Source organism: Micavibrio sp. TMED2, from assembly GCA_002168225.1.
Classification (GTDB): domain Bacteria; phylum Pseudomonadota; class Alphaproteobacteria; order TMED2; family TMED2; genus TMED2.
Map to the genome: position 1 here is coordinate 1 of NHBH01000007.1, position 14,913 is coordinate 14,913.

A 14,913-nucleotide genomic window follows, 5' to 3' on the forward strand; every position below is an offset into this window, starting at 1 on the left:
CTATCGTGATCCGGCCAGCCTCAAGCCCCATCCGCGCAATACCCGCACTCATTCCAAAGCGCAGATCGAACAGATCGCACAATCGATCCGCAGCTTTGGCTTTACCAACCCGATCCTGATCGATGAGCAGAATGAGATCATTGCCGGCCATGGCCGGTTGTTGGGTGCCAAGGCTTGCAGTCTGACGCAGGTACCGGTCATTCAGCTTAGTGATCTCTCCGAGGTTCAGAAGCGTGCCTTGCGGATTGCGGATAACAAGATTGCGCTCAATGCCGGCTGGGACCGTGATTTGCTGGTGGCCGAGCTGGGCGAGATCCAGACCATGGATCTGGATTTTGATCTGACCCTGACCGGGTTTGAGACCGGTGAGATCGACGTGCTTCTGGATAGTGTTGGCCAGGATGAGGAGCCGCCAGTCCCGGAGGCGGCTGTAGTGCCGCGTGCGAGGCTGGGTGATGTCTTTGCGCTGGGCGATCATCGCTTGGGCTGTGGTGATGCCCGTGATGCCGGGTTCCTGCAGCAGGTAATGGGGCAGGGGCACCAGGTCGCAGCTGCGTTCATGGANCCGCCTTATAATGTNCCGATCAATGGTTTTGTGAATGCCCGTGGNNGGCATCAGGAGTTTGCCATGGCCTCGGGTGAGATGAGTGAAGCTGAGTTCCGAAGCTTCCTGACCGAAACCCTCTCGGTCGCCGCNNNTGNNTCAAAGAATGGGGCNGTTCANTTTGTCTGTATGGATTGGCGCCATATGGATGATCTCAGCCATGTGGGTGACGCGGTCTATGGCGATCTTCTGAACTTGTGTGTCTGGAACAAATCCAATGCCGGGATGGGNTCGCTTTATCGCTCCAAGCATGAGNTGGTGTTTGTGTTCAGGGTTGGTGACAAGCCGCACTTCAATGCGGTTGAGCTGGGCAAGCATGGTCGCCATCGCAGTAATGTCTGGGACTACGCCTCGGTCAATACCTTCCAGAAGAGCCGGGCCGCTGATCTGGCCCTGCATCCGACGGTCAAGCCGATCGCGCTGGTTGAGGATGCGATCAAGGATGTAACCCGGCGGGGTGAACGGGTACTGGATCTGTTTACCGGATCCGGCACGACCTTGCTGGCAGCAGAGCGTGCGGGTCGCCAGTTTGTNGGGCTGGAGATTGATCCGGCTTATGTCGATATCGCAATCGAGCGCTGGGAGCAGATGACGGGCCAGATCGCCAAAAAGCTGGAGCTTGCCGATGCGTGATTTCAGCGANGAGTATATGGNGCCTTNTCCCGAACTTCTGGAGACCGGGTCTGATGATGANGATGACGCTGGTCACAAACCGAGAAAGCGTCGGACCCGCCAATCCAAACAACAGCTTCTGGCGCTGGAGCTATCCCCCATAGAGGTGATGCTGGATGAGCCGATCCAAAAGGCTGATGGCGCTGCGCTCAGCATCGATGATGCGCTGATGTACAAGACGGTGCAGGATGCGCTTGCAGGTAAGCGGACCGCAATCAAGGAGGTTATACACGCCCTGATTGAGCGTGAGGAGCTCAGGGTTGAGCTGCGGGCAAAACATATCAAGCCAGCCCCTCTGCAGATTGTTGTGGAGACAGAGCCGTTCAATGCGTATCGGGCCATGGATGTCCTGGGCATTATGCTTCGGGTGGAAGAGCCGGGGTATGACTATCTCCTTAACAGGCTGGACAGTTGGGTGATTGAGGCGGCAATGGCCCGTCGGCGGACGGCTGGTGCGCTATCAGACACTGAGATGAATGCAGTCCGGTCGGCCGCAATTGACCCGAAACTCCCGGTTATTGAAGCGGAGTACGATGACTGATAGCGGCGCTTCAACCGATAATGGCGCCTATGCCGGTTATGGTGCGCCGCCAGCGCATGGGCGTTTCTGCAAGGGGCAGAGCGGCAACCCGCGCGGTCGTCCCAGGAAGCCGCCATTCGAGTTGCCGTATGATGCTGTATTCAATGCCAGCATTACGGTCATGCAGAACGGGCAGCCAAAGCAGGTGACAGTGGAAGAGGCTTTGATCCTGAAGATCAAGAAAGACGCACTCACTGGCACAGCACGGGCAACAACGGATCTGCGCAAGCTCCTGGCGATCGGGCCCAAGGTCAGGCAGGCCCGTCAGGCGGGTGTCCCTGACAAATTTCATATCCGGACAACGGAGGTGAACAGCATCGGTGAGGCAATAAGCGCGCTGCGGATTGTAAAGAAGTTTGATCCCTACGGGCCAAACTGCCGATACATGCTGGAGCCATGGATTGTGCAGCTGGCACTTAACCGTTTGGGCAATAGGCAGCTATCGGTTGAAGATCAGCAGCAGGTCTATGCCAGCACGAGAACCCCGCATAAGGTCGACTGGCCAGACTGGTGGGTTATTAAGCGGGGTTAGAGCTGTGGCTTTTGTCATCGTCTGAATGGCCTAACATAAAATAACTGCACCAATGACAATGATGCAAAAAATAACCCTTGAATTTATTGGTCTGAGGTGCATATTATGCATCATGATTGATGATGCGCCATATATCTGTGAGCTAAGTGAGATCGCCGAGGTTGCTGCAGGGTATCCTATTCGCGGCTCCGTGGAGTCGCTGCCTGAAGGCGAAGTCGGTGTGATCCAGCTTCGAAATGTGGATGCCGATCAGGCGATCCGATGGGGCGAGATCTATAAAGCCGATATCCCGCGAAAGAGAACGCAAAAGCGGCTGGATGAGCGATCAGTGCTTTTCAGTGGTCGCGGGCTAAACATTTATGCATTGAGCATTGGTCAAACGCCATTTCCAGCTGTGGCCTCGCCGCATTTCTTTGTGATTTATTGCACAAGCGATCTTCTAATCCCGTCCTTTCTTGCTTGGCAGCTGAATCAAGCGCCTGCGCAAAATTACTTTCGGTCGGTTTCGGCAGGCTCCGCCCAAAAGAGTGTGCGGCGTCGTGATCTGGAAATGCTGGAAGTCTCCGTTCCGTCCCTGTCCAAACAAGAAGCTATTTTGAATCTGTGGCGCACCGCTCAAAAGGAGCGCGAAGCGTTGCGCGCCATCGAGGCGTGTCGCATGCATCAACTTGAAGCGGTTGCAAACGATCTCCTCTCCAGCCGTCAGGAAAGAGCCAAATGACCACTGCCATCAAGCAAGAAGAAATCAATAAAGCCGTTTGGTCAGCCTGCGACACCTTTCGCGGTACCGTCTCTGCCGATATCTATAAGGACTATGTCCTGACCATGCTGTTCCTGAAATATATCAGCGATGTGTGGCAGGATCATTATGACCGATACAAAGGCGAATATGGCGATGAGCCCGAGCTGATCGCTGAGATGATGAAGTCTGAGCGCTTCATCCTACCTGAGAGCGCCAACTTTTATACCCTTCACAAGCGCCGTCATGAGGCGGGAAATGGTGAGCGCATCGATAAAGCGCTGCACGCCATCGAAGAGGCTAATATCGGCAAGCTGCGTGATGTTTTCCAGGATATCAGCTTCAATTCGAACAAGCTGGGTGAGGAAGCCCAGAAGAACGAGCTGCTCAAAGACCTACTCGAAGACTTCGCCAAAGACACCCTCAATCTGCGCCCGTCGCGCATCGGCAAGCTCGATATCATCGGCAACGCTTATGAGTATCTGATCAAGCAATTCGCGGCGGATTCAGGGCGTAAAGCCGGTGAGTTTTATACCCCACCGGAAGTATCCGAACTCATGGCAGAGCTAGTGGACCCGAAGGAAGGCGATGCGATCTGCGATCCAACCTGCGGCTCCGGCTCGCTTTTGATGAAATGCGGTCGGCTGATCCAACAGCGCTTTGAGGGCTCTAAGAAATACGCTCTCTACGGTCAAGAAGCCATTGGCAGCACCTGGGCGCTCGCCAAAATGAACATGTTTCTGCATGGCGAGGACAATCACCGGATTGAGTGGGGCGACACGATCCGTAACCCAAAACTCCTCGATGGCGAGGACCGGCTCCAGCATTACGATATTGTTGTCGCAAACCCGCCTTTTAGCCTCGACAAATGGGGGCATGGCAGCGCAGAGGCCGACAGGTTCAGCCGCTTCCGGCGCGGTATTCCGCCCAAGACCAAGGGCGATTATGCATTCATCCTGCACATGATCGAAACCATGAAGCCTAAGACAGGCCGCATGGCGGTGGTCGCCCCCCATGGCGTGTTGTTCCGGGGATCGTCGGAGGGGAAAATCCGCAAACAACTGGTCGATGAAAACCTCCTCGATTGCGTGATCGGCCTGCCGGAAAAACTGTTTTACGGCACTGGCATCCCGGCAGCCATCCTTGTGCTGAAAAAGCAGAAGGCTGACAACAAGGTCCTGTTCATCGATGCCAGCCGCGAGTTCCAATCCGGCAAGAACCAAAACCAACTATCCGATGACAACATCAAAAAGATCATCGAAACCTATCAGGCGCGCGAGACTGTCGACAAATATGCCTATCTCGCCACGCCGGACGAGATCGCCGAGAACGACTATAACCTCAACATCCCGCGTTATGTGGACACGTTTGAGGAAGAGGAAGAAATCGACCTGATGGCGGTGCGCGCTGAGCGTGAGAAGCTGAAGGCTGAGCTGGCCGAGCTTGAGACTAAAATGGACGGCTACCTCAAAGAGCTGGGGTATCTCTGATGAGCCAGGCCGAGCCGCCAAAGGGTGAGCTGATCCTCTATCAGACCGAGGATGGTGAGAGCCAGATCCAGCTCCGTGCCCTGGACGGGACCGTCTGGCTGACCCAGGCCGAGATTGCCGAGCTGTTCGACACCACGAAGCAGAATGTCAGCCTGCATCTCAAAAATATATTCGAAGACAGCGAGTTAGACGAGGATTCAGTTGTCAAGGAATCCTTGACTACTGCCGCCGATGGCAAGGGCTATCGGACAAAGATCTATAATCTCGAAGCGATACTCGCCATTGGCTTCCGCGTCCGCTCCCCGCGCGCGACCCAGTTCCGGCGCTGGGCCAACACGGCGTTGCGCGAGTATCTGGTGAAGGGCTTCGTCATGAATGACGAGCGCTTGAAAGACCCGGACGCGGATTATTTCGAAGAGCTGCTCGCCCGCATCCGCGACATTCGCTCCTCGGAAAAACTGTTCTACAAAAAGGTGCTGGAGATTTACGCGACCAGCATCGATTACGACCCGAGCGATGAGGCATCCCAGCGGTTTTTCCAGACGGTGCAGAACAAGATGCATTGGGCAGCCCACGGCCATACGGCGGCGGAGATTGTGGTCAAACGCGCCGACGCGGCCAAGGATCACATGGGCCTCACCGCCTGGGCCAACCAGTCAAAGGGCGGCCCACCACGCAAAGCCGACGCCGTTATCGCCAAAAATTATCTGAACCAAGAAGAGATCGAAGCGCTGAACCGCATCGTCACCGCCTATCTGGAATTTGCCGAGGTTCAGGCGATGAACCGTAAGCCCATGACCATGGGCGACTGGATCACCAAGCTGGACGATTTCCTCAAACTCGGCGACCGCGATGTCCTCACCCATGCGGGCAAGGTCACGGCCAAGCTGGCGAAGGACAAAGGCAGCGCGGAATACGAACGCTGGCACACCCGCGCCATCAACGCCCCCAGCCCGGTGGAGGAGCATTTCATCGATGCTATAAACAAAACCAAAAAGCTCGAAGCCGCCAAGCCGAAGGCAACGCGCAAGCGTTCAATCAAGAAGGGTACTGAGGAATGATTCCAGAAGGCTGGAAAGAAAGGCCGCTTTCACAACTCGTTTCGCGTCTGGATGCGGGTGTGAGCGTCAATTCAGGAGATCGACAGTCTGACGGGGTTGAGCCTGGCATTCTCAAAACGAGCTGCGTATCCAATGGAGTGTTCCGACCGCAAGAAAACAAAGTAGTCAATTCAGAAGTGGAAATCATTCGCCTAGCCGAGTCCGTTAAGGCGGGAAGTATAATAATCAGCCGAATGAACACACCGGCTTTGGTCGGCGCAAACGCACTAATCAAAAGAGACTTTCAATATCTTTTCCTGCCTGATCGCCTTTGGCAGGCAAAGCCTAGAAATTCCAAAGTAGATATGCCGTGGCTCGCCTACTATCTTGGAAGTCCACGTGGCAGACATGCACTCTCTGCAGGTGCGACTGGCACTAGTGGTAGTATGAAGAATATCTCGAAATCCGATGTATTTGCTATTCGATTGCTTGTTCCACCGCTTTCCGAGCAAAAGCGGATTGCAGAGATTTTGTCGACCTGGGACCGGGCGATTGAGACGACCGAGAAGCTGATCGCCAACAGCGAAGCGCAAAAAAAAGCGCTCATGCAACAACTCCTAACCGCCAAAAAACGCCTCCCGGGTTTCAGTGGGGAGTGGAAAGCAGTCGCTTTTAATGAGCTATTCGAGCGCGTGCGCGATAAAAATGTTGAGCTCAACGAAAATGTCTTAACGATCTCAGCCCAACATGGCTTGGTAAGCCAAACCGAATATTTCAAAAAGAGTGTAGCGGGTAGAGATCTGTCGGGATACACGCTGATCAAGCAGGGTGATTTTGCTTATAACAAAAGCTATTCAGCTGGTTACCCTATGGGCGCGATAAAGCCGCTTGAGCATTATCACAAGGGGATTGTGTCCAGCCTATACATCTGTTTTCGGGTTCTGGGACGATCGGCTCATCATGATTTTTATCGGCATTATTTTGAAGGAAGTTATTTCAATAAAGAGATTTACGGGATCGCCCAGGAGGGCGCACGCAACCATGGCTTATTGAATGTAAGTGTAACTGACTTCTTCAGTGCTCGAATTGTAGCGCCCCAGATTGAAGAGCAAAAAGCAATAGCATCTGTAATAAACGCTGCCGAGCATGAGATCATCAAGCTAGAAACACTTTGCCGTGACTTAAAAGCAGAAAAATCGGCCCTGATGCAGCAACTCTTGACCGGCAAGCGCCGCGTCAAACTCGATAAGGAGGTCGAAGCGACATGAAGTTTGGATTGTTTTTTGGCGCAGGCGCGGAAGTTGGTTACGGCCTGCCCTTGGGTGGGAAGTTCGCGATTGATCTCTTTCGACAAGACAATACGAAAGAAAAGAGTGCCCTTAGAGAAGTATTGAACGGGCTTAATAACCTTACGATGTACGCAACAAAATGGCTTCCTGATAACTACAAGGGAAAACGCATCCATGCATTTGGCAAGACAGAGTTTAGATCGTTAATTGAGTCTTCAATCGAGTATCGAAAAGCGACCATTGTAGAGCGGCTGAACGCGTTCGACCAATTGGCTGCAAACGCGCTGGATAGTTGTGATATTAAGCAGGAAATTCTTGAGCAAAAATTTAAAGAGTTCACAGGGAAAGATTATGGATCTGAGATTTACAGCCAAGAAATCAAAGTAAATCCAACGCTTACAGGTAATGTTCTTTTATTTGAATCGGAGTTCTACTCTGCAGTATTGGATGTAATTCGTAAAGAGGGCGACACAGCAGACATCGAAAAATACGCTACCTCGATCCTTCAGCTTCTAATCGGTGCATACGGGCAAGAACTCGTGCAAAAGGTTAATCAGGAGATATTTACAAAGGCCCCGGATGATCTCACAATACTGGACGACATCAGCGGCATGTTTCGCCTGGAATTTGACAAGATAGGAAACACAGCGCTTGGATTACTTCTCGCCTCGGGAGCTCGCTGCGAGGTAAATGATACCTCAGGAATTCAGGACATACTTCTCGCTGTTCTTCAAGAAGCATTGGAGCTTCTGTTCACTGAGGTGCTGGACTATCAATCGCTGATCGATAGTCATTGGCGCTACCTGTACTCACCGCGTGAAGATTGGGCCAAGTTCACAAAGATGGTGATCTTCCTGCACACAACCCGTAGTTACATGCTCCAACAGCTTGAAGCAAATATCGATGCTGACGCTGAAGGATATTATCACGATATGCTTAAGCTGCTGGATAGTAGCGATACAATTGAGGCAATCGGCACTGCAAACTATAATAACCTAATCGAGCGTGTATGCGGTAAAATTATCGAAAAAACTTCTATTTATCATTTAAATGGAAGCGTGAACGACTTCTATAATCCGTACAAAAATACTGTCATCCACGACGATGACGGGAAGATACCAACTGATCAAATCCATGTACCCTTTATGCTTACACAGAGCGGGGTCAAGCCACTTACGTCGATAAGCATGTCACGTCGTTACGTGGAGCTATTTGATAAATTCAAAGAGACAGATGCGATTATCGCTATCGGTTATAACTTCAACATTGATGACAACCATATTAATGGTCTGTTCCGACAGCTAATTGAAGATGAGGGCAAAACTCTATTCTGGGTGACCCCAATCGATGAAAAATCCGATGGTCATCTCACAAAAACGCTAGAAGAAAAAATGCGTCTTCCAACGTCTGTTAGAGATCAAGTTCATATAGTCCGCGTAAATCGAGAAAGCCGACAAACTGACGATGGATTATTATGGGTTGATCAAATCAGGGCAACTCTTGCCGAAAGCTCTGTAGAGAGTTCTGAGGCTAAATGACCCAAGCTCCAAACACCGCCGAGCAATATTCTGCGCATGTGCCTGCGTTGGCGACATTGATGGGGCTCGGTTGGGGTTATCTGCCGGCGGATAAGTGTGCGGCGCTGCGGGGTGGTAATAAGCAGGTCATCCTCAGAAGCGTGCTGATCGACGAGCTCAAGACGCGACGGTTCGACTATAAGGGCCAGAGCTATCCGCTATCGAATAACGCCATCGACCAGATTGTGCGCGACCTGTCCGCGCCGAAAATGCAGGAGGGCCTCGGCGAAGCGAATGAAAAGCTCTACCACATGCTCACCCTCGGCATCACCGTCACCGAGTTTGTGGAGGGTAAGAAGCATGCAGTCACCGTGCCCATCATCAACTGGGCGGAGCCGGAAAAGAACAGCTTTCTCGTCACCGATGAGCTGGAGGTTCTGACCACCGACGGCACCCGCACGCGCCGCCCGGATATTGTATGCTACGTCAACGGCCTGCCGCTGGTGATTATTGAGGCGAAGCGCCCGGATTCCGGCAATCCGAATAAATCCATGGTTGAGGAAGGAATCAGCCAATCGATCCGTAACCAGAAGAACGATGAGATCCCGCACCTCTTTGCCTATTCACAGCTGCTGATGTCGGTTAGCGGCACCGAGGGCCGCTATGCCACCACCAAAACGCCCAAGAAATTTTGGGCCACCTGGCATGAGGAGGAATTCGGCGAACCGCATTTCGCGCGTATCAAGAATGCGCCGCTGCCGCTGGCGGATCGCGACGCGCTACTGTTCGGGCGACCGCCATCGGTGCAGCGGCATTTCAACCGCCTGTGGGATGGTGAGCAATTCGTCACCGATCAGGACCGTTTGCTGATCAGCCTGTTGAGCCATGACCGGCTGCTTGAATTCATCCGCTATTTTATTATCTTTGATCGCAAAATCGGCAAGGTTGCCGCACGTTATCAGCAGGCTTTCGGTATTAAGGCACTGCTCAAACAGATAGCGAGTTTTCGGCCCGATGGCGGGCGTGAAGGCGGTGTGATCTGGCACACAACCGGCTCGGGCAAGAGCTTTACCATGGTCTTCCTGTGCAAAGCGCTGTTGCTGCGCGAAAGCCTCGCCGAGTGCCGGGTTGTGGTGGTGACAGACCGGGTCGATCTGGAGAAGCAACTGGCGCGCACGTTCCTGACCGGGGGTGCGCTCGGCCTCATGGATGGCGGACGACGTGAAGAGAACAAGGCGAAGGCGTCCACGGGGCGTGACCTTGCCAAACGGATCGGCCAGGGGAATGAGCGGATCATTTTCTCAATCATCAACAAGTTCGGAACCGCGTCCAAACTGCCGGAATGCTATAACCCATCAGAAAACATTATCGTCCTGATTGACGAAGGCCACCGCAGCCAGAGTGGTGAAAATCATGAGCGCATGAAGAAGGCGCTGCCCAATGCGTCCTATGTCGCGTTCACCGGCACGCCGCTGCTCAAGAACGATAAAACCACGAATAAGTTTGGCCCGATCATCCATGCCTACACCATGCAGCGGGCGGTGGAGGATGGCACGGTCACACCGCTGCTTTATGAAGAGCGCCGTCCAATCCTTGATATCAATGATACGGCAATCGACAAATGGTTCGATAAGATCACCGGCGACCTTTCGGACAAACAGAAGAGCGACCTGAAAGAGAAATACGGCAAGAAGGGGCAGGTCTATGGCGCGCAAGAGCGGATCAATCTTATTGCCTGGGATATCGCCACGCATTTCGAGGACAATTTCAAGGCGCTGAATAACGGGCTCAAAGGGCAGTTGGCGACCGACAGCAAGCTCTCAGCCATTCGTTATAAGAAGGCGTTGGACGCGACCGGCAAGGTAACCAGCGCCGTGGTGATCTCACCACCGGACACGCGCGAAGGCCATGAAGATGTTGATGAGTCCGAACTGCCAGAGGTTCAACAGTGGTGGAAGGACAACGTCCATGATGAGCCTGAGGAGTATGAGCGGAAGATCATCGAGGATTTTGGTGAGGAAGGCCCGCCTGATATTCTGATCGTCGTCGATAAGCTTCTCACCGGCTTTGATGAGCCCAAAAACGCGGTTCTGTATATCGATAAACCGCTGAAGCAGCACAATCTGATCCAGGCCATTGCGCGTGTTAACCGGCTGCATGAAGAAAAGAAATACGGTCTGCTTATCGATTATCGCGGCATCCTGAAGGAGCTGGATACGGCAATCTCGGAGTATCAAGACCTCGCCGAGCGCACCCAAGGCGGGTTTGATATCGATGACCTTGAAGGACTGTATACGGATGTCTCAACGGAGTACAAACGCATCCCCGGGCTCCATGATGCGCTCTGGGCCATCTTTTTTGGCGTCAAAAACAAAGGCGATCGTGAGCAATACCGTCAGCTTCTGATCCCAGCCTATGAAACTGACGATGACGGCGAGAGCATCGATGGCAACCAGAAGCGGCGCGAAGACTTTTATGATGCTCTGACGGAGTATGGGATGTGCCTGAAGGTAGCCCTCGGGTCGCAGTCCTTTTTTGAAGACCCATCAATCACTGAGAGCCAGATTGCCCGATACAAGAGAGACCTCAAGTTTTTCAGCGAAATTCGCCGGACCGCAAAGCAAGACGCGCAAGAGACTATCGATTTCAGCGCCTATGAAGACCAGATCAGAAGGCTTGTTGATCGTCACGTGGTTGGTGAGGACATCCGCGAGGCCGATGGTGTCTACCTGGTCAATGAGCTCGGTATCAAAGATGATCCGGAGGAGTGGTCAGAGGAAAAGCTCAGAAATGAAACCGATCTTATCAAATCGCGTTTGAAACGAACGATTGAACAGGAGCTCGCGGATGATCCCTATGCTCAGGCCCATTTTTCGGAGTTGCTAAAGCAAGCGATTGCCGAAGCTGATGCGCTTTTTGAGCATCCGTTTAAGCAGTATGCCCTCTTTAAGGAATTTGAGGAGGGGGTTAAAGACCGCGATATCAAGGCCATTCCTAATATCATCGCTGATAACAAACACGCCCGCGCCTATTTCGGCATTTTGACCCTCGAGGTTCCAGAAGGAGATCCAGACGAGTTTGCACAAATTGGGCTCTCTCTCGACAGTATTGTTACTACTGCAGTCGCTGAGAATTCCCTGAATACTCAGAACATAGAAGCCGCCATTCGGAAAAATGCTCTTCCACTGTTGTTCAAATCGATCGGGCTTGAGAAGGCTAAAGTGGCTATTGAGAAACTCATCGACGTCACGCGGGTGGGCCTTTCACGAGGTGATCTGTGATAAGTGGCGAAATCCGCTATGGCTCTGAACGAATTGGGTTCGACGTTACCGTTAACCCAGGCCTCATAGATCGCATCCGCATACACGTGCACCCAAATTGCCGAGTGGAAGTTGAAGCACCACCCCATAAGAACGTCGGTGACATAAAGAACTCTGTCGCAAAACGTGCACGCTGGATTTCTAAACAGCTTGCCCAGGTGCGTTCGGCACGTGCGTATGCGTTACCTCGAGAATACATCACTGGAGAAACACATTTCTACATAGGGCGGCGATACAAACTTCTAGTGATTGAATCTCTGGAGATGCCGAGTGAGGTAAAGCTACAGGGCGGCACTATTCAGGTGATGTTACGGAAGTCTGATAAAGCTGCCATTCGACGTAGGCTTAACGAATGGTATCAGCACCGCGCATATGATTACTTCAGTCGTCGTATGGTTTTGGTTGCAAGTGGTTTTTCGTGGATCAAAGAGACGCCGGAGATCAAGCTGGTTGCCATGGAGAAGCAGTGGGGAAGTTGTGCACCGGCAGGTACAATTCATCTCAACCCCTGGCTCATAAGGGCGCCGGTAGATTGCATTGACTACGTTATCGCCCATGAGCTGTGTCATCTTCGTGAACGCAATCACAGCCAAGCTTACTATAAGCTACTAACGCGCTACTGCCCGGATTGGGAGCACCGGAAGGCTAAGTTGGATGGCATGGCAGAACTTATTTTAGCTGAGTGATTTTTCCGGCACTGGGCACTGTACGAAGAAACTGCTCCCTAAGCTGATTGGTGCTAGGTTTTCCGCATGAGCAATCCGTTCCGCCATTTCAAACCCTCGTCTAAAAAGCACCGTTTTTGAGAGGTACGGACAGCCCAGAGCGACTGCTCAAACCCTTCCGCGTGATGCCCGAAATCCGTCATTCGATGCGGGCTCAGCAACAGCCAAGGGCGGATTCCGGACCTTCGCCGCGAATGCGCGAGACTCTTGGCCATCCTGCGAAAGCAGACATCACCGGGACTGCCGTCTCCGACGAGACTCTGCGACACCGCGTGACCGCACCGCACGTCTTACCTTATGCTGGGGTGGTGATAGACGACCGGTTGCTGGCTAACGTACAAACGGATTCTCAGCTGAATGGGACGCAAAACCGTCCCGGGCAGGGACCATGCTCTTAATTGAAGGGTCCGGCTGGGCGTGGCATATCATCAGAAGGATGATACTTCCGGGAGCAGCTAAGTTGTGTATTGAGGAATTAGAACAGAAAAACATCTGTCATCAGTGTATTGGGGAAGGATATCTGTCTGACGCAGTTGAAAGCGCGGGCACCATGGGTAAGTGCGACTACTGTGGCGACGATGAAGAGCCTACAGTTCCGCTGGTCCAAGTGGCAGATAGGGTAGAAGCCGTTTTCAATGATCATTTCGAGCGAACGCCTGCTGAACCCAATTGGTATGAAGAACAACTTCTTAAGGACAAGGAGATTGAATTCTCATGGTGGCGCGAAGGCCAACCCACAATTGACGCCATTGAAGAAGTCGCAGGCGTTAGCTTGGACGTGGCCCGTGATCTGCAAAAGATCCTAAACGACCGTCACGCAAGTTATGATGAATATTGGGAAGAGACTGAATTTGACGAGGATGCACATTATTGGGACACACCTGCTGACTATTCTGATGTTTGGGGGCAATGGCGGGCTTTCGAAAAGGAACTGAAGACTGAGACCCGATACTTTAGTCCGCGCGCAGCAGAATTTTTAAAGATGATCTTTGCTGATCTCGCCACCTTGAAGACGCGAGATGGGAAATCACTTGTGATTGAAGCCGGCCCGATACCGAGGTTGAGGAGTTCTACCGCGCACGCCATTTTGAGACTGAAAGTTCTTTGATCCGCGCCATGAAGGCGCCAGACCGCGAGCTTGGTCCACCTCCCTCGAAGCTTGCTTCAGCTGGACGTATGAATTCGCGAGGTGTTTCGGTTTTTTACGGCGCGAACGTTCCTGACGCTGCACTGGCGGAAGTTCGCCCACCAGTCGGGAGCCAGGTCCTGGTGGCAAAATTTCGACTAAAACGTAACGTTAGATTGCTCGATTTATCTTCTTTGCCACTGATTGGTATCGCCGGGAGCTACTTCGATCCCGAGTTTCTACCTCTTCTGAAGCGAACCAAATTTCTTGGAGACTTGGCAGCGATCATGTCGATGCCGGTCATGCCAAACGACGCAGACTTGGAATACCTGCCAACCCAGGTTATTTCAGACTACTTGTCAGCAGCCACTGACACTCCTCTTGATGGTATATTGTTCCCTTCCGTGCAAACTGATGTGCGCGAAGAGGAAGAGGGTGAAGGAGAGGTTCCTAAATTCGTAAACGTAGTGCTCTTCAACAAGTCGTCACGGGTAACAAGAATAGATTATCCTGAAGAAGCCGTGATCGATGCAAGTACTTGGCAAATGTACAATGAAGGGCCGGAACCAGAATACCGAGTGAGTGTTCAGGTGCCAGAATCTGAAGAATCTGGGGCAGTCGAAGTGGACGTGACAAAGACACCGTTTGAGCTTGCATTGGAAATGCAAGACGTTCCGATTGATTTAGACGGGCGTCTTGAAACACTTGAAGTGGACGTGAATTCTCTGTCTGTTCACGTTGTTAAAGGCGTTCGCATTCTTGCTGCCTCGCATGATGTCAGCTGGTCACAATACACTGAGCGAAATATTAGTGGCTTCTAATTAAAAAATGTATTTATTGTCTCGACCGCAATGCTCGGCTTTGCAGCCAAATAGGCGTCACAAAAACACTGACGCCGGACCTTGGAGCAATCTCAGCGAATTCACCTTTTTTTCGAGGGGCTGCCGCACAGCGTTAGAATATGCTGTGCAATGCATCACGTCCGGTTGGGTTATATTCCCCCACCAATGCCAGCTTATGGGAAGCTGCAATGCATCAACGGTTCATGCAGTGAACGGCGGGTTTGGGCCGGTCGCGCCCATGCTGCAACTCCGAACACACACAAGATCGACGTGGTCAGCTTGAGCCCCTAGTTGACAGTCGCTTCGCTTTCGAAAACGAACGTTTTTCGGACGCCTTGAGAAGCCCGCTTTGAGCGGGCTTTTCTATCTTCAGCTGTATCCGAAAACTATGTCTTGAAACATAGTGTCCGAAAAGCTATGATATATACAAGTTTTCG

General features: G+C 52.2%; 11 protein-coding genes and 1 pseudogene. All 12 read left to right on the top strand.

The genetic code is table 11. The features are described from left to right. Window positions 1–19: 19 nt before the first annotated feature. A pseudogene (locus CBB62_11030) lies at window positions 20–1,237 on the top strand (DNA methylase N-4). Beyond that, window positions 1,230–1,817: a hypothetical protein gene (locus CBB62_11035; protein ID OUT40008.1), complete on the top strand. Its 588-nt coding sequence runs from the start codon at window positions 1,230–1,232 to the stop codon at window positions 1,815–1,817. Before CBB62_11030 ends, CBB62_11035 begins: the two are co-directional and overlap by 8 nt. Continuing rightward, complete coding sequence (locus tag CBB62_11040; GenBank protein OUT40009.1) at window positions 1,810–2,388, top strand: hypothetical protein; 579 nt, start codon at window positions 1,810–1,812, stop codon at window positions 2,386–2,388. The genes CBB62_11035 and CBB62_11040 overlap by 8 nt, the downstream gene beginning before the upstream one ends. 52 nt (window positions 2,389–2,440) lie before the next feature. Beyond that, window positions 2,441–3,109: a hypothetical protein gene (locus CBB62_11045; protein OUT40010.1), complete on the top strand. Its 669-nt coding sequence runs from the start codon at window positions 2,441–2,443 to the stop codon at window positions 3,107–3,109. Continuing rightward, complete coding sequence (locus tag CBB62_11050; GenBank protein ID OUT40011.1) at window positions 3,106–4,617, top strand: type I restriction-modification system subunit M; 1,512 nt, start codon at window positions 3,106–3,108, stop codon at window positions 4,615–4,617. Before CBB62_11045 ends, CBB62_11050 begins: the two co-directional genes overlap by 4 nt. After that, window positions 4,617–5,678, top strand: a complete 1,062-nt coding sequence (locus CBB62_11055) for a hydroxyacid dehydrogenase (protein ID OUT40012.1) — start codon at window positions 4,617–4,619, stop codon at window positions 5,676–5,678. Before CBB62_11050 ends, CBB62_11055 begins: the two co-directional genes overlap by 1 nt. Beyond that, the gene (locus CBB62_11060) at window positions 5,675–6,925 is read left to right on the top strand and encodes a hypothetical protein (protein ID OUT40013.1); all 1,251 of its coding nucleotides are present in this window, start codon (window positions 5,675–5,677) and stop codon (window positions 6,923–6,925) included. Before CBB62_11055 ends, CBB62_11060 begins: the two co-directional genes overlap by 4 nt. Beyond that, entirely contained in the window at window positions 6,922–8,484 is a 1,563-nt protein-coding gene (locus CBB62_11065) for a hypothetical protein (GenBank protein ID OUT40014.1), read from the top strand. The genes CBB62_11060 and CBB62_11065 overlap by 4 nt, the downstream gene beginning before the upstream one ends. Beyond that, the gene (locus CBB62_11070) at window positions 8,481–11,744 is read left to right on the top strand and encodes a DEAD/DEAH box helicase (protein OUT40015.1); all 3,264 of its coding nucleotides are present in this window, start codon (window positions 8,481–8,483) and stop codon (window positions 11,742–11,744) included. The genes CBB62_11065 and CBB62_11070 overlap by 4 nt, the downstream gene beginning before the upstream one ends. Continuing rightward, window positions 11,744–12,469: a metal-dependent hydrolase gene (locus tag CBB62_11075; protein ID OUT40065.1), complete on the top strand. Its 726-nt coding sequence runs from the start codon at window positions 11,744–11,746 to the stop codon at window positions 12,467–12,469. Before CBB62_11070 ends, CBB62_11075 begins: the two co-directional genes overlap by 1 nt. A 427-nt stretch (window positions 12,470–12,896) precedes the next feature. Beyond that, on the top strand, window positions 12,897–13,616 hold the full coding sequence (locus CBB62_11080; protein OUT40016.1) for a hypothetical protein: 720 nt from the start codon (window positions 12,897–12,899) through the stop codon (window positions 13,614–13,616). Further along, window positions 13,613–14,455: a hypothetical protein gene (locus tag CBB62_11085; GenBank protein ID OUT40017.1), complete on the top strand. Its 843-nt coding sequence runs from the start codon at window positions 13,613–13,615 to the stop codon at window positions 14,453–14,455. Before CBB62_11080 ends, CBB62_11085 begins: the two co-directional genes overlap by 4 nt. Window positions 14,456–14,913 lie beyond the last annotated feature (458 nt).

Bases quoted from the DNA above. Each gene is read 5' to 3' on its own strand.
- CBB62_11040 (OUT40009.1), top strand. From the start codon at position 1,810: ATGACTGATAGCGGCGCTTCAACCGATAATGGCGCCTATGCCGGTTAT.
- CBB62_11045 (OUT40010.1), top strand. From the start codon at position 2,441: ATGACAATGATGCAAAAAATAACCCTTGAATTTATTGGTCTGAGGTGC.
- CBB62_11050 (OUT40011.1), top strand. From the start codon at position 3,106: ATGACCACTGCCATCAAGCAAGAAGAAATCAATAAAGCCGTTTGGTCA.
- CBB62_11055 (OUT40012.1), top strand. From the start codon at position 4,617: ATGAGCCAGGCCGAGCCGCCAAAGGGTGAGCTGATCCTCTATCAGACC.
- CBB62_11060 (OUT40013.1), top strand. From the start codon at position 5,675: ATGATTCCAGAAGGCTGGAAAGAAAGGCCGCTTTCACAACTCGTTTCG.
- CBB62_11065 (OUT40014.1), top strand. From the start codon at position 6,922: ATGAAGTTTGGATTGTTTTTTGGCGCAGGCGCGGAAGTTGGTTACGGC.
- CBB62_11070 (OUT40015.1), top strand. From the start codon at position 8,481: ATGACCCAAGCTCCAAACACCGCCGAGCAATATTCTGCGCATGTGCCT.
- CBB62_11080 (OUT40016.1), top strand. From the start codon at position 12,897: ATGCTCTTAATTGAAGGGTCCGGCTGGGCGTGGCATATCATCAGAAGG.